This is a genomic window from Candidatus Magnetaquiglobus sp. (assembly GCF_058402785.1).
In genome coordinates, this window is record NZ_JBZVFG010000058.1 from 1 (window position 1) to 20412 (window position 20412).

12 protein-coding genes, 1 pseudogene and 1 CRISPR repeat array are annotated in these 20412 nt (G+C 57.5%); of the genes and pseudogenes, 6 read left to right on the forward strand and 7 right to left on the reverse strand.

Annotated features, from left to right (window positions below):
- The 7 genes and pseudogenes from ACV4UY_RS14780 to ACV4UY_RS14810 form a co-directional block, all read right to left on the reverse strand.
- Positions 1–520, reverse strand: a 520-nt coding sequence (locus tag ACV4UY_RS14780) for an Rpn family recombination-promoting nuclease/putative transposase (RefSeq protein ID WP_491608345.1), incomplete at its 3' end; no start/stop codon positions are given.
- Positions 521–685: 165 nt separating this feature from the next.
- Positions 686–796, reverse strand: a pseudogene (locus ACV4UY_RS14785) (H-NS family nucleoid-associated regulatory protein); the annotation flags it as partial.
- 134 nt (positions 797–930) lie between these two features.
- Positions 931–2076, reverse strand: a complete 1146-nt coding sequence (locus ACV4UY_RS14790; protein ID WP_491608346.1) for a restriction endonuclease subunit S — start codon at positions 2074–2076, stop codon at positions 931–933.
- On the reverse strand, positions 2073–2459 hold the full coding sequence (locus ACV4UY_RS14795) for a DUF1016 N-terminal domain-containing protein (RefSeq protein ID WP_491608347.1): 387 nt from the start codon (positions 2457–2459) through the stop codon (positions 2073–2075). The genes ACV4UY_RS14790 and ACV4UY_RS14795 overlap by 4 nt, the downstream gene beginning before the upstream one ends.
- Positions 2456–4297 (reverse strand): class I SAM-dependent DNA methyltransferase, encoded by a 1842-nt coding sequence (locus tag ACV4UY_RS14800; protein WP_491608348.1) that lies wholly within the window; start codon positions 4295–4297, stop codon positions 2456–2458. The genes ACV4UY_RS14795 and ACV4UY_RS14800 overlap by 4 nt, the downstream gene beginning before the upstream one ends.
- A gap of 15 nt (positions 4298–4312) precedes the next feature.
- Positions 4313–6712 carry an EcoAI/FtnUII family type I restriction enzme subunit R gene (gene hsdR / locus ACV4UY_RS14805; RefSeq protein ID WP_491608356.1) on the reverse strand — a complete coding sequence of 800 codons (2400 nt, stop codon included), beginning with the start codon at positions 6710–6712 and terminating at the stop codon, positions 4313–4315.
- Between the two features lie 349 nt (positions 6713–7061).
- Positions 7062–7574, reverse strand: coding sequence for a hypothetical protein (locus ACV4UY_RS14810; RefSeq protein WP_491608349.1), 513 nt, complete (start codon positions 7572–7574; stop codon positions 7062–7064).
- Positions 7575–7875: 301 nt separating this feature from the next.
- Positions 7876–8996: direct repeats of the CRISPR family, unit length 36 nt; unit sequence GTCCGGACCTCCTACGCCAATTGAGGCGATTGAAAC.
- A gap of 463 nt (positions 8997–9459) precedes the next feature.
- Between ACV4UY_RS14810 and ACV4UY_RS14815 the strand changes: the two genes are divergently transcribed.
- The 6 genes from ACV4UY_RS14815 to cas6 are packed head-to-tail and all read left to right on the forward strand — an operon-like array spanning position 9460 to position 20248.
- Positions 9460–11193, forward strand: a complete 1734-nt coding sequence (locus tag ACV4UY_RS14815) for a hypothetical protein (protein ID WP_491608350.1) — start codon at positions 9460–9462, stop codon at positions 11191–11193.
- 16 nt (positions 11194–11209) lie between these two features.
- Positions 11210–13756: a Cas10/Cmr2 second palm domain-containing protein gene (locus tag ACV4UY_RS14820; protein ID WP_491608351.1), complete on the forward strand. Its 2547-nt coding sequence runs from the start codon at positions 11210–11212 to the stop codon at positions 13754–13756.
- Positions 13737–15545 carry an RAMP superfamily CRISPR-associated protein gene (locus tag ACV4UY_RS14825; RefSeq protein WP_491608352.1) on the forward strand — a complete coding sequence of 603 codons (1809 nt, stop codon included), beginning with the start codon at positions 13737–13739 and terminating at the stop codon, positions 15543–15545. The genes ACV4UY_RS14820 and ACV4UY_RS14825 overlap by 20 nt, the downstream gene beginning before the upstream one ends.
- Positions 15542–16789 (forward strand): RAMP superfamily CRISPR-associated protein, encoded by a 1248-nt coding sequence (locus tag ACV4UY_RS14830; protein WP_491608353.1) that lies wholly within the window; start codon positions 15542–15544, stop codon positions 16787–16789. The genes ACV4UY_RS14825 and ACV4UY_RS14830 overlap by 4 nt, the downstream gene beginning before the upstream one ends.
- The gene (locus ACV4UY_RS14835) at positions 16786–19230 is read left to right on the forward strand and encodes a TIGR03986 family type III CRISPR-associated RAMP protein (RefSeq protein ID WP_491608354.1); all 2445 of its coding nucleotides are present in this window, start codon (positions 16786–16788) and stop codon (positions 19228–19230) included. The genes ACV4UY_RS14830 and ACV4UY_RS14835 overlap by 4 nt, the downstream gene beginning before the upstream one ends.
- 19 nt (positions 19231–19249) lie before the next feature.
- A complete protein-coding gene (cas6, locus tag ACV4UY_RS14840; RefSeq protein ID WP_491608355.1) occupies positions 19250–20248 on the forward strand; it encodes a CRISPR system precrRNA processing endoribonuclease RAMP protein Cas6 in 999 nt (332 codons plus the stop codon).
- Positions 20249–20412 lie beyond the last annotated feature (164 nt).

A 20412-nucleotide genomic window follows, 5' to 3' on the forward strand; every position in this document is an offset into this window, starting at 1 on the left:
GTTGCGCATGTCTGGAGAGTTCCCGGTCCGGGATCGGTCCCAGGTCGGCTACCGAAAAACGAAAATTGAGCAACCAGGGCTGCAACGCATCATCCGCATCGACCAGGGCCAGGAACTCGTTCGGAATGCGCCACTCCTGCGCACCATGATACACCAGCAAGGGAAGCACGGCTGGCAGTCGTTTCCAATGCTCGTTTTCTCGTACCTTTTGCTCCAGGAACGCCGAAATTCCCCGATAGATCTGCCAGGCGACCTTGTCGTCCGCGTAGCTCTTGTGCTCGATCAAAACATAGAAGCATACCGGTTTGCCGCTGATCGTTTTGGCCTCGAACAGACGATCCGAGAAAAAGGGACGCAGGTTCTCCTCGACAAAACTGCCTTCGACCAGTTGCGGCGGCTCGGAGGACAACAACCGCGACACCTCCGGCGGCAACCGCTCCCGCAGCAAGGCCCCCGCCGTCTCCGGAGCCGACAGCAGTACCCGGAACAGTCGGTCATGGGGTTGGGTGATCTCGCTCATGGAGGGAGCATACCAGATTCGTCAAACATTTCGCCAGCAGGGCGTGATATCATGTGGTTGATGCCACCCATTTCGGAAAAATGCCAAGTTCGTCCGTACCGATTGGATTCAGATTCGTATCGGCGTGCACCCTGTGACCCGCTTCAGGGTTTGACTTTATGCGGATCACCCAACCTCCAACTCCTCCATCTCTCCTCCAGCTTTCAGATGGTCCAGCACCCATTTTGGTCTGCGCCCCCTGCCACTCCATGTCTGCTCTGGAAAGAGGGGGTCTTGATACTTGAACGGTGCCCCAGTGCTTTGGTTGCTCCTGGATCGTTCATCAGGGGAGCGGCCAACACCAGGGAGATGCGTTCGCCCTCATGCGGGCATCTTCGCTCATGAGATGTCGGGGATGGTGGGGAGGAACGTCATGACTGGCTCCCGGCGAACAGGCGTTCGAGCGTTGCGGGCAGCAGCGCGGCGTTGGCGGCGCGGATGGCGGCGTGTTTGGCTTTGAGGGAGGCAACCTCGGCTTGCAATTGATCGAAGGTGCGTTGGATGGAAAGCGGAGGGATTGGGACTTCGATTTTTCCAAAATTAGTCAAGTTTAATGTACGATTGCGATCAGCGGTACCCGGTGACGCAAATCCAATTTTTTCCAGACCATTTTCACTCAGGAGATAATAGGCAAGAAACCCGATAACAGAGATTGATGGATCGGGAATGCAGGTGATGTAGCGATGGGATGCAATACACCCTTCATGCTCCTGATCAGCAATGGCTATAGCACCTTCCCAAGCCTTGATATTGCTGAGAACCAGATCTCCGGTCTTGATCCAAACGGGTTTCTGCCAAGTTGCTTCCGCTCCATCAAAATCTGGTTTGACGAATAGCCCCTTGCCAAACGAACGTGCGCCAATTTCTCGGTAATGTTGGGTGATGTCGATTTCCACAGGACGGCGCACAACAGGTGCCACTTTCGCCATCGGTCGTAGCGGTGCATGGGTGATCGCATCCCGGAAGCGCAGGGCCAGCAGACGCTCGGCATCGCGTTCGACGGCATCCAGATGCGCCTCCACCTGCCGGGTTTTCTCGGCCAGCGCGTCCAGATGGGCGACGAGGGCTTGTTGTTCGGCGAGCGGGGGGAGCGGGATCGTATATGCCAATACATCCGCAGGTCGGATTGCCGCGTAGTTCGTTGATCCCTGTGCTTCCACCTGGGTTTTAAACTGCTGTGTGCGGCAATAGTGATCGACGTAGCGCGGATCAATAAGTAATTTATCGACCTCGAACAAAAAGTAGTGACTGCTGACAACCGCGCCTTGGAGTGTTTCAGGCACCAACCCGAAGCCACCCATTTTTGCGTCAATTTCGGCAACAAGAAATTCGCCAGCCCGGCAGACCTGCTGCTTTTTAGTTTTAATGTCAACTCCAAAAACCGCGTCTCTTAGCAAAACTCCCTTGGCATGCAATTGAACACGGCAGCGCTTGTATTGATGGGTGTCATCAATCGTGATGAATTCCTTGCGATATCGCAAAATATCCGCGAGAGGAACAACTGGCCACGCCTTCATTCGCCGCCCTCCGCATCCCCACCACGTGCGATCCTCCGGGCAATCTGTTGTAGCGAAGATAATGCAGACGGTGTCTGCACGATTGGTGCGACTGGCCAAGCCAGGTAGAACGCCCGCATCTGAGCCAGGTTGCGTCCACCAAAGCCCCGTCCAAACTGATGCGACAAATCATCGCCCAGCCGTTTGATCAGTGCCTCCCCGTAGGCCGCCCGGTCTTGTCCGCCCTGATCGAACTCGACGATGCGCCTGCCGATTTCCCAATAGGTGGCCGTCATCACCGCATTGACGCTGCGCATGGTTGTGCGCCGGGCAGCCTCCAGCAGGGCCACGATGTCGCTGTGGATACCGCTGTAATCAGCGTTTCCGGATACGAAGTCGGTCATGCCCGCACCGCGTTCACCAGGGCTTCGATCTCGCCCAACAGCCGCATCACCTCGGCTTCGTGGCTACGCATCGAGGCGATCAGCTCCTTGGGATCGGCATGTTCGAGACCCATCTTGGCGTTGGGGTTCTTCAGGTCGAGATTGTAGATCGGCCAGTAGAGGGCGTCACCCTCGGCCTGGGCGGTCTTGGCAGCACATTCGTGGTCCTGCTGCCGACTCTTGAGCGTGCGCAGGTGCTCCTGCCATTTAGGCTTGTCGCCGTTGCTGGCCGCGGCCAGGCTCTGCTCGGCATCACGCATGGATCTGCCCAGAGCCAGCGCGGCAGCGCGTTCCACCCCGGCTTTTTCCCAATACGGATGGGCGTTTTTCCGGGCGGCTGCGTACCTGGCGGCAAAGTCCACCTGCCAGGCCTGCGGATTTTCCGCGCGCTGTTGCCACCACGCCAGGAGCGGGGCGAACTCCTCGAATTGCAGCGGCGCGGTCTTGCTGTATTTTTTGCGTCCTGCGGGCATCGGCAATTCATAATACCAAATGGTGTCGGTGGGACCGCCACGTTCAAAGAACAACAGATTGGTCGGGATATCCGTATAGGGGGCGAACACCCCCTGCGGCAGGCGCACGACGGTGTGCAGACGGAACTCCTTGAGCAGCTCTTCCTTGATGACCGCGCAGACCCCATCGCCGAACAGCGTGCCATTGGGAACCACCACCGCCGCCCGCCCGCCACGCGCGGCACCAAAGCCAGCCACGCGCAATTTGCGCATGATGTATTGCAAAAACAGGAGCGCGGTTTCCGCTGTTTGCATGGAGGGAGGAAAGTTGGCCTTGATGCCGGCCTCTTCTTCACCGCCAAAAGGGGGATTGGTCAAGATGACATCCACCCGTTCGTTGTGACCGATTTCATGGATGCGGCGGTCCAGCGTATTGCCGTAGACGATCCGTGGCGCTTCCAGCCCATGCAGCAGCAGATTCATCTGCGCCAGCATGTAGGGCAGTGATTTCGCTTCCTGGCCGAACAGGGTATCGCGTTGCAGCGTGCGGCGCTGGCTGGGAGTGGTCACCTGCGCTGCGATGTGGTTGTAGGCTTCCACCAGGAACCCGCCGGTGCCACAAGCCGGATCGAGCACGGTCTCGTTCAGGCGGGGATCCATGACCTGAACCATGAAACGCACCACGGGTCGCGGGGTGTAAATTTCTCCGGAATCGCCCGCCGCATCCCGCATCTCCCGCAACATCGATTCATACAGATGCGACAGGGTGTGGATCTCTTCGCTGGAGGTGAAACAGATTTTGTTGATCTTGTTCAAGATGTCCCGCAACAGATAACCGCTTACCATGCGGTTCTGAACACCTTTGAACACATTGGCGATCACCTCGCGTTGACTGCCCTGCTCGCCCTCTCCAGCCAGACCCCGCAAACAGGCCAAAAGCCCTTTTCCAGGCGTGCCATCCGCGCGCACGGACTCTTCCTGGTTGATGAAGCTGAGCAGTTCGTCGCCGGTGATGCCGTCCTCCCGCGCTGCCCAATCACGCCAGCGGTAGGGAGGTTCGATGATGGGACGATAGGGCTTGCCGTCGAGTTCGGCCTCTTCCTGGTGGACGATCTCCTGATCATCCAGGAACTTGAGAAACATGATCCAGGTGAGCAGTGTCAGGCGATCCATGTCTCCGTTGAGCCCCTTGTCCTTGCGCAGAATCTGGCGTGCCGACTTGATCAGCGCGGAAAGATTGGCCCGGGTGGTGAGCGGTGCCTTGGCTGTGCGTTGGACGCGTGGGGCAGATGGGGCGCGTGGGACAGATGGGGCGCGTGGTTTCTTGTCGGTTGGCAGGATGGCCATGGATGGGATTGCCTGTTATTGGTAGATCGCCATCTGCAGATGAGACACAGCCTTTTTCAACCCCTGCACGCCTCCAAAATGACGCATGGCAATTTCGGATGGTGAACCGAAGCGGTCGAAGGGCCGGACTTTCATCAGGTCGGATAACGTGTTGAATTGAATAATGCCATGCTCGATGTATTGATCGAGCAGTAATGATAATACCTCGCGTGCCGTCTCACCATATTGGCTGAACAGGTCTTGCGTGGCCTTCCGGGCTTGCTCGGCCCGTTGGCGTCGGGTCAGAAGCGGGGCATTCCAGGCCAGATGGCACAACAGATCAAACGGGTCGGCATCCGGTTGCTCGCTGCTGGCCGCCAATTCCTCGAAACTGATGCCCCGTTCGGTCAGTTCACGCAGTACGGCAACACGGGTGTCCGGGTTGGCCCAGGCCGACTGCAAGGCATGCCGGGTCGGATAGAGCGTGCGCACGGCACGTCCGGAGTATTCGGTGTAACGCACCACCTGCAACTTCTTGCCGTCCGTGTCGAGGTCGTAGACCAGATGACCGATCACCTCAACCTCGCCACCGTCGATATAGAACTTGCGCGGTTCCAAGGGGGGCTCTTCGAGGATGGAACCAGGCTCCGGAGCGGTTTGTTCCGCTGGGTTATTGTCTGGATCGGAAGGCGTTTCCGGGGCGGTTTCCGGTTCCGTGATGGTGACGCTGACCGGTTCTCCGGCTTCATCGACCGTGATTTCCTCGACGCGAACCGGCTCACCGTCAAAATCCGGGTCGGCGAAGTGACGCGTGGCGGTGCCGGTAAAGTCGATGATGTTGAAATATTCCTTGCCGTAATCGACTTTGAGGCGCGTGCCGCGCCCGATAATCTGTTTGAACTCCGAACGGGATCCCACCACGCGCGCCAGCACGACGTTCTTCACCATTTCCACATCCACACCGGTGGTGAGAAGTTGCGAGGTGGTCAGAATGACCGGCGTGGGTTTGTCCACATCCTGAAAATGGGCCAGATGGGTCAATCCGATTGCCCCCTCATCCGCGGTGACACGACATACATAGTCGGGGTACTGCCTGACCAGATCGTGGTTCAGGTTGAGCAACTCCTGCCGCATTTCGGCGGCGTGCTCCTGATCCACGCAAAATATCAGGGTCTTGGCGAAGCGGTCGGTTCCTTTGAGGAGGTCCGAGAGGTGCCTGGCCATGGCCCGGGTACGCGCTCTCAGCGCGACGACACGCTCGAAATCCTTGGTCTGATACTCGTCGTCCGGAACCGCTCGACCGTAACGGTCCAACTCATCCTTGCTCGGGCGCCACCCCGCCGCATCCACGGAGGTGATGACGCGATGAACGCGGTAAGGGGCGAGAAAACCGTCCTCGATCCCCTGTCGCAAGCTGTAGGTGTAGACCGGATGGCCAAAATAGTCGTAGGTGTCGCGGGACTCTTCACGCAATGGCGTCGCCGTCATGCCGAACTGTATGGCGGGTTGGAAATAGTCCAGCACGGTTCGCCAACTGCTTGCATCGCGGGCCGATCCCCGGTGGCATTCATCAATGATGATGAGATCGAAAAAATCCGGACGGAAGTGGCGAAACACCTCCTCATAGGCGGTCGTCAGGGCCTGATAGATGCCGAAGTAGATCTCCCGGCCCTGGCTGATATCCGTACTGGAGATTTTGTGACGTGCATCACCGAAGGGCGCAAACATTTTGGCCATCGGGTCATCCACCAGGATGTTGCGGTCGGCCAGGAACAGAATTTTCGGACGCCGGTGCTCTCCCGTGCGATTCCATCGGCTGTTCCAGAGTTTCCAACAAATTTGAAATGCCACGCAGGTCTTGCCCGTGCCGGTGGCGAGCGTGGCCAGCACACGTGATTGACCGCGCAAAATCGCCTCAATCACGCGATGAATGGCAATTTGCTGATAATAGCGAGGAACTTTTCCGGAGCTGAGATTGAACGGTTCCAACAGATGCGCAGTCGCCTTTTCTGGCAGTTGAACCGCTGCGGTCAATCGGGCGAACAACTCGGCGGGGGTCGCATATCGTTCCACCTCCCGCTCGGTGCCGGTGATGTAGTCGATCTCGATGATGCGATGGCCGTTGGTGGCATAGGCAAATTTGAGGCCGAGCATCTCCGCATACGCGCGGGCCTGTTGTACGCCCGTTTCAACCGGAAGTCCGATCTCCTTGCTTTCCACCACGGCCAGAGGAAAATCTCGGCGGTAGTAAAGCAGATAATCCGCCCGTTTCTGCTTGCCACGTCGCACCTGTCCGCCCGTGACGATGATGCGACCGTTGGTGAAAGTGCGTTGTTCACCAATCGAATGGGGAGATATCGACCAGCCAGCATCCACCAACCGGGGGGTCACAAATTCGCGGCATGTGTCCGCCTCGGAGATCACTCCTGCTCGCATCATCCTGAATTTTGTCCTTTTTCAACCTGCCGCCAATCGATTGTATGACCTTAAAGTGGGGCGATCATCTTCCAAAGCCCACCCCCCGGCAGTCCCGCGCGAGATCTCTCTCAGTCTGCCATCACGTCAGGATCTCCCGCACGGGTCGAGGCTTGACGCCTGGGCCACGGCGCCGGGTTGGCGGAGCAGGCACGCAACTCAATGGGAGGGCGTGAAACGGTGGCGCTCCCGCTGACGCCTGCCATGCGCTGTGGCGTGTCGGATTCCCTCCCAGGGTCCAGATCGACGCGTCGCGCCATTATCAGCCACCTTGTGCCCAAAATCCAGCGATCAACCCGAAAAATTCAGCTCAATTCCCAGTCTTCCTTGCTGGCAGCCACGTGCCGTTGGCGCGGAATTCATTCCTGACGGTAACAGATGGGGTTGCACCGACAAGAGTACGCGCACCATCCGCATCCCCCAGCCAGCGCCAACCGTGACGCACCCCCTCGCCGATACGGGCTACGGCCATCCGGGTGGTGCGATGAGGTCGGTAACCAAAGCTGGCATCATGAAAAATGGCCTCACCCAAGGGTTCCAGCACGGTGAGGAGAGCCCGTTGCAGCATTTTGTCGCGGACGGCCGAAGCGCAGAGGATGCGCGTGCCGCCCGATGCTTTTGGAACGGCATGGCAGCGCAATGGTTCTGGCCGATACTGTCCGGAGCGCACCTGTTCCACCCGTTCACCCATGTACAGGATCGGATTTTTCTCCGCCTCCTCCATGGGCACGCGCCGTTGCCACCAGCCGTGGCCGTGACGCAGGCATGACCAGGCATGGTTGAGGACAGTGGGTGACAAGGCGTTTTCCAGGCAAACTCCCATGCACATTCTCCCGTGCGCGTTGATGACTAAGAATGGGATACGCTGCCGGCATCATCTGGCAGCGTTGACTTGGGAGGAAGCATAGCACCATCAACAACTTAAAATGTGTAACACGCAATATTGCAAGGAAATGGATTCGATCAATGAATTAAGATATAATATTCCTATAGTAAAATTGTTTTTGAGTGTCAACTTTTTGGCTATTCTGTTTGGAAATACGCTAACTTTTTTGACGTTGTTCTGTGATAATAAAATATCTTGCAGCTTTTTGAATTTATGATAGAAACTTATCCACAGGTCGGTCCGGACCTCCTACGCCAATTGAGGCGATTGAAACTTTTGGGGTAGGCAGAAACCAGGCCTTTTTGTCCGGACCTCCTACGCCAATTGAGGCGATTGAAACTGAATCTCGACCGTTACCTTCTCATTAGCACCGTCCGGACCTCCTACGCCAATTGAGGTGATTGAAACGACGTTCCAAAAACGTCTTGATTAGGATCTTCGTCCGGACCTCCTACGCCAATTGAGGCGATTGAAACAACACATGACTGAATGCAGTGCCAGTGAAATGCGTCCGGACCTCCTACGCCAATTGAGGCGATTGAAACCGAGGAATGATACCACTGGATTATTGGAGAAGTCCGGACCTCCTACGCCAATTGAGGCGATTAAAACCCTCCGGTTTTGGATCTCTAGCTCATAGGCATTGTCCGGACCTCCTACGCCAATTGAGGCGATTGAAACCATGCGGATGGGTCACAATTAAACATGTCATGGGTCCGGACCTCCTACGCCAATTGAGGCGATTGAAACCGACCTGAACGTGCAGATAACGGATGACGTCGTCCGGACCTCCTACGCCAATTGAGGCGATTGAAACGATTTCGCCAGGCAACTTCAACACGGACGATGGTCCGGACCTCCTACGCCAATTGAGGCGATTGAAACACGCTTTGCGTGTTCGATTTTCAACCACCCTGTCCGGACCTCCTACGCCAATTGAGGCGATTGAAACGAAATTCCGGATCGAGCGATTCGCGTTCCCAGTCCGGACCTCCTACGCCAATTGAGGCGATTGAAACGACAGCAACGGCCAGCAGGACGCTGAACTGTCCGGACCTCCTACGCCAATTGAGGCGATTGAAACCATAACCCCCAGACCAAAGCACTCCGGCTTTTTGTCCGGACCTCCTACGCCAATTGAGGCGATTGAAACACCTTGGTGTTGACGATAGCATTGTCAAATGAGTCCGGACCTCCTACGCCAATTGAGGCGATTGAAACGTGCGGCCAGATGCATAACCGTCGGCAATCCCTGTCCGGACCTCCTACGCCAATTGAGGCGATTGAAACTGACGATGGCCGACGTTACGACGGTAACGAGTTGTCCGGACTGACCACGCCCATTGAGGCGATTGAGACTTATCAAGAGCTTTCTGAACTGTATTATCGGAAGTCCTGGCTGACATGAAGCCGGGTCCAACCTCGCCCATTGAGGCGCTTGCAATCCGGCCCCCTTGGTGACTTCCCGCAGGCACGGCGGGGAGTCACCACCATGCCGAACGTTCCAAACCCTGGCAAACAAATACGACAAGAGATATTTTTATATCGTCTTGCATCCTGCACGATTCGGTGTTACGATCCATCCAAACGGAATGCATTGATAAAATTCGTTATAATATATGTACTATTCATATGTCCTGTTATACATGTAAATCGTGTTCATCCCGTCACATATTTATTGCAGTTGATTGATGATCAATCCTTATTTTTCAGCCATCCGTGCCGAGCACACGGATGAACAGGGGTCGCAGGTTATAGAACCAGGTAACAGAGGTAACCAAGCGCTGAATTCAGGCTGGCAGGCAACTCAAAGGGGGGACTTTTGAACGCGGAGAATCCGGGTAACGGGCAGGTCAGGAAGCTGCGGGCGGATGACGTTCATCTGCGCGAGGGACGGCTGCTGCTCTTCTGGCCGCTGACATTGCATTCGGATCCGAAGGACAAACTTGATGCCGACAAAATCACCAAATGCGTCACGGATCAAGCCGAAGCCCTGAAATCAGGCGGGGTGTGGCAGCGTGTGGACAATCCCATCGAGCATATCGCGAAACCGGCACTGCCTGGAAATCCCGTGGAATGGGAAAATGCCGTCTATGCCGAGGTGCTCTACTTCCACGAATTCGTTCAGGAGTACCTCTACCGACTCAAAGAGGATGATTCCCCGCCATTCAACCTTTTCCAGCGCGGGGATATCGCATGGGTTGAGGTCTGTTTCGACAACCAGACCTGGCGGCTCGACGTGGAGAGGCTCAACCTGTACCTGTTTTCCACTGGCTGCGCGATTCTCTGTCTGGAAGTCGCCACATGCGAGGGGGAAAACTGGACGCTTGCCGATTTTCAGACCCTCCACGACCGGTTCCGCCGTCTCCGTGCCCCCTTCTTTGTCACCACGGAGGATCAGAACCACCACATCGAGCGCCAGCCATGTCCGGAGATTCTGCAAGGGGTCCATTGGCTTGGGCGCAACAACGCCTGCTTGCCCACATGGCAAGCCGCCGACTCTCTTGGCGATGTCGAAGCTCTGATCCAAGGCGGCCGTCGATCCCCGGTGTTCGGACATTGGCAACGCCTTCTGGACAATGCCCTGCCCTTGACCGTTACCGACAATAAGGGTCATTGGCGACCGATTTCAGACGAACGTTTGCCGACCATGGTAACCGTGACGTTGGGGGACGCCCCCCTTGACCAGATCACCGAAGGGGACTTGATGCGCCTGTGCTTTGCCGACAAGGCGGGCTCGGACGACTATCCGGCTGACCCGGCATTCCTGGAACGCACCTGGTCGGATCACGTCTACGACCGTTTCCGTTCGTCCGGCACACTGTTTTTGTGTTCTGGATATGCCTTCGTAGCTATCGGAAACGGGGATTTCTTCCACAAAAACATTGCGATGCACATGCGTCGCCACTACTTCCAGATCGGGTTGCTGCTCCATTTCGAGCATGCCATGCTGCTCCAGTATTCAGGGCAGATCTTTCGCGCCGTCGAGGCATTTGGCTCCCCGTCAAAACGAGAAGCGTTTGTCAAAGCCATGGAACGAGAAGCGTTTGTCAAAGCCATGGAGGACATCGAGGAACAACTCCTGCATTTCACCCATCGTTTCCGATTCACCGGGGTCACCAATCATGTGCAGGGACGTGAACTGTTCGCGCTCTGGCGCGGACGGCTGGGGTTGGACAGTCTCTTCGAAGAGGTACGCCAGGAACTGCGCAGCGCCAACGAGTATCTCGCCGCACGGGAGCAGTCCGAACAGACCCGTGCGGCCACCCAACTCTCGCAAGTGGCGACGGTTGGGGTGATCCTGGGCCTGGCTGTTGGGATGCAGGGCATGAATGTGCTTTTTTCCGAGAAACTTGTCGGAGAACTATCAGTTGCATGTCATATTACCATAGCCTTCGGCGTCATCGCTGTTGTCTCGCTTTTTGGCCGGCTGTTGCTGAAATGGCTCAACATCGGTGACGAGGTGCTCAAGAGAACAATCTCGAAAATTGCTTGGGTGACGCTTATAATCGCGGTGCTGGCCATGCTCTATGAATATAGAACCTTTGTATTTTAATCAGGGATAACCAACCATGGCTGACGTCTATTTCCTCGGCGGACAAGATCTGGAAATGATCGAAATCGCCAGACTGCTGGCCACCCATGCGCCCGGTCGATTCCATGACAAACGGCTCGCGTGGGGGGCGAAGCTCTCGGCCTATGCGAACGAGTTGGCCAAGACATTGGCCGCCGGAGATGTTCCGGTGTTGATCGAACTCGCCGATGATCTGCCGCCCGAACAATTCGATCGCGCCCGCGTGGTGATCATCGATCATCACGGCCCACTGGCCGGTCATGACCGCCCGACCGCCCTGGAACAACTCTTCGCCCGCCTCGGCTTGCCACCCGATCAATGGACGCGGCGGCTCGCGCTTGTTGCCGCCAATGATCGAGGCCATATTGCCGCCATGGTTGCCTTAAACGCGACGCACGCGGAGATGGCGGCCATCCGCGCCGAGGACCGTGCCGCGCAAGGGGTGAGCGCACTGGACGAGGAGGAGGCCAAGCAGGCCATCGCGGCAAAAAAGAACCATGGCCGGCTCACCGTGATCGCCACCACCTCATCCACCTCTTCCGCCATTGCCGATCGCATACAGCCCGAGTTGGGCGGGCCAGGATTCGCGCGACTGCTGGTCATGATGCCGGGAAAGCTGGCGGCGTTCGGTGATGGGGCATGTATCGCTCAACTGGCCGACGCCTGGCCCACCTCCTCCTATTGGGGTGGGGATTTGCCCCGTGCCGGTTACTGGGGCATGAATCTGCCAGAGGGGGAAGATTCCATGCCGAGCGTGCAGAGAATCATGGCTCTTTCAGGAGATGAACAGACCGAGACGACGCGTTTCGTCCTGTGGATCGAGGGGGTCGATTTTAACACCACGTTGCTCGACACCCAGGACATTTCCACCATACGCGGGGCATCGCTGACCTTGCTGGAGGCGCCGGAGTGGACGCAGCGTTTCCTCAAGCGCATGGGACTGAGCCTGGAGCCGATCTTCACCGGTGCCTCGATGGGGGCTTGCGTGGTCGAGGGGGCACCTTCTGCCGCGCTGGCGGCGGTGGACGCCTTGAAAAGAGCACTCGCCACAAAAGGGGCCGATCCCGAAACCGTGAGCACTGCCGCGAAAGACTTGGAAAAGGATCTCCTCAAGAACGAAACCACCATCATCAACACCTTGCCCCTGGCCCACATGCGGTTCGGCATTGGCTTGGTGGAGATCCGGAACAACGAAGAGGGGCGGGCCATCGAAGAGGCAAAAAGCATCGCCCAGTCGGCCCGTTATCTCGGTGCCACGACACGGCAACGTCTCGAGCCCGCCGCTCGTCCCTGCCGCAAGGACAAAATGCGTCCGGCGGACAGCTCCATCGAGGTTCCGAACGATGATCCCCAAGGGGGATCGCAGATCCTGCCGGTCTCCAGCGCTGTCGCGGCACGACGCCATTATGGCCGGCACATGCGCCAGGGGTTTTACATCCGGAACCTTGGTGCCAGCAAGCTGAGCCTGTTTCGCGGTGCCGAGGGCCTTGCGGCGTTGACTTTCACCGCCAGCCTGCCCGAGGTGGTGGGTCTGCATCCAGATGATACCTGGAGTCAACTCGCCGACAAACACAAAATTCAGCACACAGGCAAGGGACTGGACCCTCCCCTGTCGCTGCGCAACAAAATCGCCATCTTTTATGCCGATGGCAACGGTTTTACGAAAACTCGGGAAAACATCTGTAATCAAAAGGGCGTCAGGGAGGGATTGCGCCATTTTTCCGAGACCTTGCGAGAGATGCAACGCAAACGGCTGTTGACGCCGATTCTGGAGCGGTTGGTGGCCGAAGCCCGCTCGGGTGGACGGGCCGCAACCGAGCGAGTGGCCTGGTTCTGTCCGAGGGAAAAGGTGTTCAAGCTGCGCTTCGAAACCCTGTTGTGGGGCGGGGACGAGGTGATGTTCGTGATGCCCTCGTGGCTGGGATGGTGGTTCGCCCGAAGCTTCTTCAAACAGGTCGAAGGCTGGAGCATGGATAAGAAGCCTCTGACCTTTTCCGCCGGTTTGCTCTTCTGCCATCACAAGACCCCGATCCGCGAGGCACGTGCCGTTGCCGACAACCTCGCGGAGATGGCCAAATCGGCTTCCAAGAGTCTCGGACTCGGCAATACGCTCGAGGTCGATGTTTTAGAGAGCATCGATCCTCCGGTGGAGGGCATCGCCGCGCTACGCCAGAACCTGACCGGGGCCGACTCGCTAGAACGGATGGTGATTGCCGGCTGTGAGCTGTCGGATTTGACTCAAAAAGTCCAGGCCCTGAAACAAAAGGGGGGCGCACGCTATCTGCCCCGTTCGCAGCTCTACAAGATGCTCAATGCCATCCGCGAAGGGAACGCCAAGCCGGCCACGGGTAGTGCCATCGCCGCCGAGGCCTTTTCCACCTATCTCAATCGCGGCGGCACAGACCGAGGGGGAGAGCTGGGAAAAAGCGATCTCGTCTTGACCAAAGGGTGTGAGGATGAACGCGACTTCGGTCTCAACCTCTACCGCCTTGCCCAACTGTGGGACTACGTGATGGAGGATGGCGATGCCCAGCTCCCGGCTTGAGTTTTCCGTGAAACTCACGGTACGCAGCCCGTTCCTGTTTGGCGGATTGAAGGCCGCGGCCCTGGGTGTGGACACCTTTGCCCTGCGGGACGAACAGGGTCAGCCCATCATACCGGGTGACCATCTGCGGGGTCATCTGCGCGAGGCGTGTGACCTGCTGGCCAGGGAGGCGTCTGGCTGTAAGGCTCCGGCCAGTGTGTCACCCGCCGGGGAGGCGCCTGAAAAGGAGGCCTTTACAAAATGGATCAACACCCTCTTCGGTCCCAAACCGGAGAAAAAACCGGACGGCGGCGACAATCTGGAATGGTATAAACCTGGCTTTTTGCTGTTCTCTGACCTCAGGCTCGAGGACGCCACGGCTTCCACCACCATCACCCGCATTGCCATCGATCCCACATCGGGCCGAGTCCAGGATGGGGCGCTACAAGTCGTGGAACTCGTGGCCCCACTCGACAAATCCGTCACTTTCTCGGGTACGATCATCGCCATGGCCCCCGAGAGCGAGGGAGTGGTCATCCGGGAGCTGCTCAACAAGGCGCTCCGACTCGTTCCCGCCATGGGCGGCATCAAAACCGCCGGCTTCGGTGAGATCGAACACGCCACATCACGCATCGATGGACCCAATCCCCGGCCCTTGGTCCCAACCAATCCCCCCCGGCAAACCCATGACCGCATCGCCCTGACGGTCACCTTTGACCGACCGATCCTGGTGAACGCCGACCGCCTGGCCGACAATCTCCATCGCGGACGCACCATCGTACCCGGCTCGGCCATCAAGGGAGCGCTCGCCATGGCGATGCGACGGGGTGGTTGTGATCCGGAAAACGATACAGATTTCTCCCGCATCATCGTCCACCACGCCTTCCCCCTTTGCACCAAGAATACGAAGCTTCTGGATCGTCCCCTGCCCTTGTCGCTGGTGGCCACGCCCGAAGAAAAACCGCGCATTTTCGACGCCTGGCTGGCAGCGGGGAATGGACCGCTCCTGATCAACGGCAAGGCGCCGATTTTCCCGGGAGACTGGAAACCCGAAGCCTGGCGCCTAGCACGCACCCTCTGGGAGCGTCCGGAAAGCACGATTCCAGCACTCAGTCGCGGCCACACGGCGATCGACACCGAGCGCGGCACTGCCGAGGATCAAAAACTGTTCGTGACCCAGGCGCGTGGTGTCAACGGTCGCTACTGGCGGCTGATCATCGACCGCAACGGCGCATCCCCTACCCTGTTCGATTGCTTCATCGCCATGTTGGCTGCCGGCGTCGATGGGATCGGTCGCACCGACGCCTCACTCAAACTCAAACTGGACGATTCCTTCACCGAGGCCCTGTTGCCGGAGGTTGAACCGCTCCACGTGAATGGCCGAACCTGCTGGCCGCTGCTGCTGGAGACACCGACGGTGATGACCAATCCCTGCCGGAACGATACCATCGACACCCAGTACCATGCCTATTTCGCCGCCATCCTGCCTGGCACCAAACTCGTGAGGCACTTTTCGCAACGAGAACTGGTGGGCGGATTCGTGGCGATGAAACACCGCGGCCTCCGGGAGAATCGATACGCGCCGTTCGAGTTGACCGAGGCCGGCTCGCTGTTTTTGCTCGAGGGGCTAGACCAGCCCGACGTGGAGGAGCTGTGTCGCACGGGCCTGCCTGCCGCCATGCCGTCGGATGCAGATGGTTCTGTGCGCCGACTCGACTGGCGCATCTGTCATTATGTGGCGGAAAACGGCTTTGGCGCGGTCAGCGCCAATGGCTCCCGACATGGAAACGGACAGGAGGGATGGTCATGACAGGCTGGTCGCGGCTGTGCATCAAGGCGGATCTTGAGGTCCTGAGTCCGTTGCATGTGGGAACCGGTGAGTTCGGTGCGATCAAGGTTCCCCCAAAAAAAACGGATGACCCCACCCCGGATATGGCGCTGATCTGCCGGGCTTGGGACGGTAAACCCTACATCCCCGGTTCCTCGCTCAAGGGGGTCCTGCGGAGCCTGACGGACGATCCGGAGGGTTGCAAGGCTTTGTTCGGCGAGGCCAAGGATGATGGAAGTGGTCAGGCCGCCCTGTTGACCGTCTTCGGGGCGCGCCTCGAAAAATATGCTCAAGACATATCCCTGCCGCAAGGCAAGGACCAACAAGATGGCCTCTTCACCGCAGCCCGAATCGCCATCGACCCGATGACGGGCACGGCCAGTGAAGGCAAACTCTATTATCAGGAGATGGTCGCGCCCGGAGCCTGCTTCCGGCTGCGGATGCTTTTTGCCGAAAAAGATGCAAAGGCCCTGAACCTGCTCCGTCGGCTTCTTGCGACCGCGGCGGATGATGCGGGCATCCCTGTCGGCAAGGGACAAGCGGACGGACAGGGTCGGCTGCGCTTATGCCGTCCACAGGTGGTGCGTGAGACGCTGTCCAACGATGGAACCCTCCAGCGCACAGAGATCCCAGAGTTCCTGCAAGAGGCCACGAAGGCGCGATCCCCCCATAGATGGTCTCTCACGCTGCGTTGCGAGGGTCCGTTCATGGTGAACGACTGGTCCTTCAATCCCGAAGAGCAGACCGAGGAGGAGCGCGACCGCCTGCAAGCCAAGGCGCAGCGTGTGGCAAAAAAAATGCCCCACCTGCCCGGCACCTCCCTGATGGGCGCTCTGCGGGCGCGCGCCGAATGGCTGGAGCAGACCAAACGATTGAAAAAAGGGATGGTCGAACGCTTGTTCGGTGACACCGATCAGGCGGCACGATTGCGTCTGGAGCAACTAACCGCACACCCGGTCCAGACGGCCAAACTCACCTCGGTGACCATCGACCGCTTCTCGGCGTCCCCCATTGACAACAAATTGTTTTCCTCCGAGGTGTTTGTCAACCCGATCTTTGACGTGACGCTCTCCCTCGCCCCTGCGCGTTCCGAACCCGAGGATGCGGCGAGCATCGAGCAGCTTTTGGCCGATCTCCGAACCGAGGGATTGATGCTGGGTCATGGCAGCAACAAGGGGTTCGGGTGGTTCCAAGTGGAGATCAAAAGTTCGGTTGGGCCAACATGAGAAGGATCGAAAAAATGCCCCGAAACTGCGCAGAATCCCAACAAGACCTCCTCAAGGCCCCCTACCGCTTTGTTGAACTCAACGACAAGGTGGCTTGGGCCGAACGTGATGAGATCATCTCCCTGAGCACGCCGCTTCCGGACGGCTATTGCGCCAGCATCGAGGTCACCTGGGTGGCGGAAACGCCGCTGCTGATCGGCGCGCCAAGTACTTCCAACGACAAAAACGACGCGGTGGGGCCTTTGAAGCTCGGCGACGAGTACGTGATCCCAGGAGCCAGCATCAAGGGGATGTTGCGGGCCGCTTTGGAGATCGTCGCCTTTGGCCGTCTTCATCCCATCAACCGTCATCACACCTACGGTTTACGGGATTTCACCCATCCCGGATATCGTTCTCCCGAGGACGGTGGCTCCAACGAAACGTATCCCCTGTCCGACGTGAGCAAAGTCAAGGCGGGCTGGCTGAAGAGCGGAACCAATGGTTACGAGATCGTGCCTTGTGATTGGGCTCAAATCCTGATCGAGGATCTCCTGAAAGCTCCCGATTTGTTGGACAGCAGTAAAAATCCGAAAAAGGCGTGGAAATGGGCAGGGCAGTGCTCCCTTGAAGAGAAATATGATGCTGCCGGCATGACAGACCCCTCGATCAAAGGATCTAAAATATTTAATTTTTCTAAAGAAAAAATATTCACAATAGACGGAGAACACAACAACAAGGAGACCGTCAAACCAGATCCGACAGGAAAAATTGAGGGTGTTCTCGTTTTTGCCGACAAAGTTCCTACCGCACAAGAAATTGATGAGAGAATACAAACAGAGCGTTGGTTAAAATCCGGAAAAAAAGTTGAATATGTCTTCCATTCCCCAAAATCCCCCATCCCCCTGCGCAAGGAGGATTTCGAGCAGTTTGAACTGATCCATTCCAAGCCCTCCAAAAACAAGCGCGAGCCGGATGGTTCCTGGGAAAAACTCAAACCCACCCTGGATGCCGAGAATGGCCGTATCCCGATCTTCTTTGTCGGGGATCCCTCAGGAAAAGATCCTGGCAGCCCCTTTGCCATGGGACTGACGCGACTGTTCAAGGTGCCACACCAGTATTCGGTGGGCGATGTGGCGAATCGCAGCGGCGAGCAAAAACACCTGCCAGCCTTTCAACGATCCGTCGCCGCAGTCGTAGCCAATCGGGTTGATTTTGTTGAGAATCTCTTTGGTTACGTGCTGGAGGGGGATGAATTCTGCTTCCAAGGCGATAACAAACCCAATGCAGTCGCCCACAAAGGGCGGGTGGCATTCTCCTTTGGACGCTTTATTCCAGAAACGGTACACGAAGAAACCGAAGACACCCCTACCGTGATGATGGGACCACGTGCCTCCTTTGCCCCATTCTATTTGCGTGGAAAATTCAAGGACTGGAGCGACAAGGAGGCCAAACTTTCAGGACGCAAGCGCTATCTGCCCCGTTATCCGGTTGAGCAACTGAATGAGGCCAAAGAGACGATCAAAAAAACTCTTTCCGAACAGATTTCAGCGGATCAGAAAGACAATGATAAAATCCGTACCAACCTGCGCTTCCTTGTCGGCGCGAACGACGGTTGCAAGCCGACGTTTACCAGCACCATCCGTCTACACAATGTGACCCGGGCGGAGTTGGGTGCCATTCTGTGGGTGTTGACCTTTGGTGGCTATCCCCAGTCTCACCGGCATATGATGGGCCGGGCCAAAGCATTTGGCGCCGGACAGGTACGGGTGGACAAGGTTAAATTAAAAACGATTCCCAACAATGGCGGCCCTGTAACACAACTGAATGACTGTAAACCCTTTATCCAGGCCTTTGAGGCGTTGATGGATAAAAAGATCGGAAGAGAATGGAAGCGTTCAGCACCTTTGCGCGAATACCTGGCATGCTGCCAGCCTGAGTATAGCCAGTGCCTGGCCGTCAGAAACAAACTCGAATATCTTAAGAATTTGAGAGATTTTGGTGTAGTGCGAAACATGACTAAACACATGTACGATTCTTCAGAACCTTGTTTCCCATCCCTGTCAAATAAACGTTATTTGGACACACCGAGCCAGGATGAGATCATCTCCTCCCCCGTGTCAGCCACCCCATGTGTCACCGTGGATCCATCCTCACCCCAGCCGACAGAACCACCGACGCCCACCCTGTCTCCCTTTGAACAAAGCCTCTACAACGTGACTCACAAATCCCAGAATCCAACCGTGGCCCTCATGAGGGCCTTGGAACAGGGGCATTGGACAGAGCTTGAAGAAAAGCGTCAGGTGCTGCTAATCATTATGGAGAAGCAGCAATCGGAAAAGAAATGGCGCCCAACAAGTCGAGCCAAAAATCCTGACAAAGATCACAATTATCAAAATACTCTAAAAATAATCAGTCTTTGCAAGGAGTACGGCGTACCCTTGCCCGCGACGGACAAGGCTTGATCGGTCCTGGATCCGCCCGTTGAGAGCCCCCTTCGATCTGCCCACGCAGACCCTGATCTTCCGGTGTCAGATGGAGCGCCCCATCCTGTTTCGCTTCCAGCAGGAGGGGGCGACTCCGGGCACCACCCTGGCCGGCGCCTTCGGTACGGCGCTGCTGCAAGTGGGCTGTTCGCGGCAACGGAGTGGTCAACCGCATTGCCTGGGGATGTCAGGGGAGGGCTTCTCCTGCCCGGAGTCTGCCGACTGCCCGTTCCACTGGCTCTTCAAGCCCTACTCCCGGATTCATCAGCGCTCGCTCGGACGTTCGCTGCGCATGCGGGCCCCGCAACTGGAAAACGGCACGCCGGTCCAACAATTCTCCCTGGAGGTGGCTCTGTGGGGGCACCATGCCGTGACGAACCGGGACGTGGTGACCGATGCGGTCCACATGATGGGCCATAACGGCCTCAACCACGCCGGAGAACCGATCCGTTTTCACCTGCTGGACCAACAGGTCACGCCCCTCTCGTCGTTGCAACAGGAGATCGAGCGACTCTCCGCGCTCGTCTGGCGAAAGGCGCTGCTGGTGTTTGAAACCCCGCTGCTGATGCAATCCCGCGAGACCGATGAAGAGGGCTTCAGTACACGCTTTCCCACGGACGACCAGTCGTTTCGCCTGGAGTCCCTGGTCGGGAATGCCGCCTACGAACTCATGGCTTGGCATCTCGAAGAAAATCCATCCCACGAGCCCCATGATCGACACATTCGCCACACCCTCTGTCGCGAACAACGACAGGCCGCAGTCCAGACCCTCCAAGCCAGCATCGACGAATGGCTGCCGCGCCTGGTTCCCATCGATCTAGGACAACGTACCTCCCGTTCCAACGGACGACGCTTTCCGGTGCGCGGCCTGCTCGGGCATGTAGAGCTGACCGGGCGAATCAACGATCTGTTGCCCTGGCTGGTCGTGCTGGAATGGCTGGGTAGCGGCCAGAAACGCAGCATGGGATTCGGCACCACGCGGCTTTGGTTGCGTTAGTCCCTCTTCCCGCTCCTCCTGGGACAACCCACCTCAACAACAGATCCGAAGCGTGACGATCCGAGACGAACTTCGATTGCTGTGCACAATAATATAATTTTTGTAAAAAAGTAAGTATCCCCCGGCAAAGCCGGGGGCTTTAGATTTTTGGCCCCTCAAAGGGG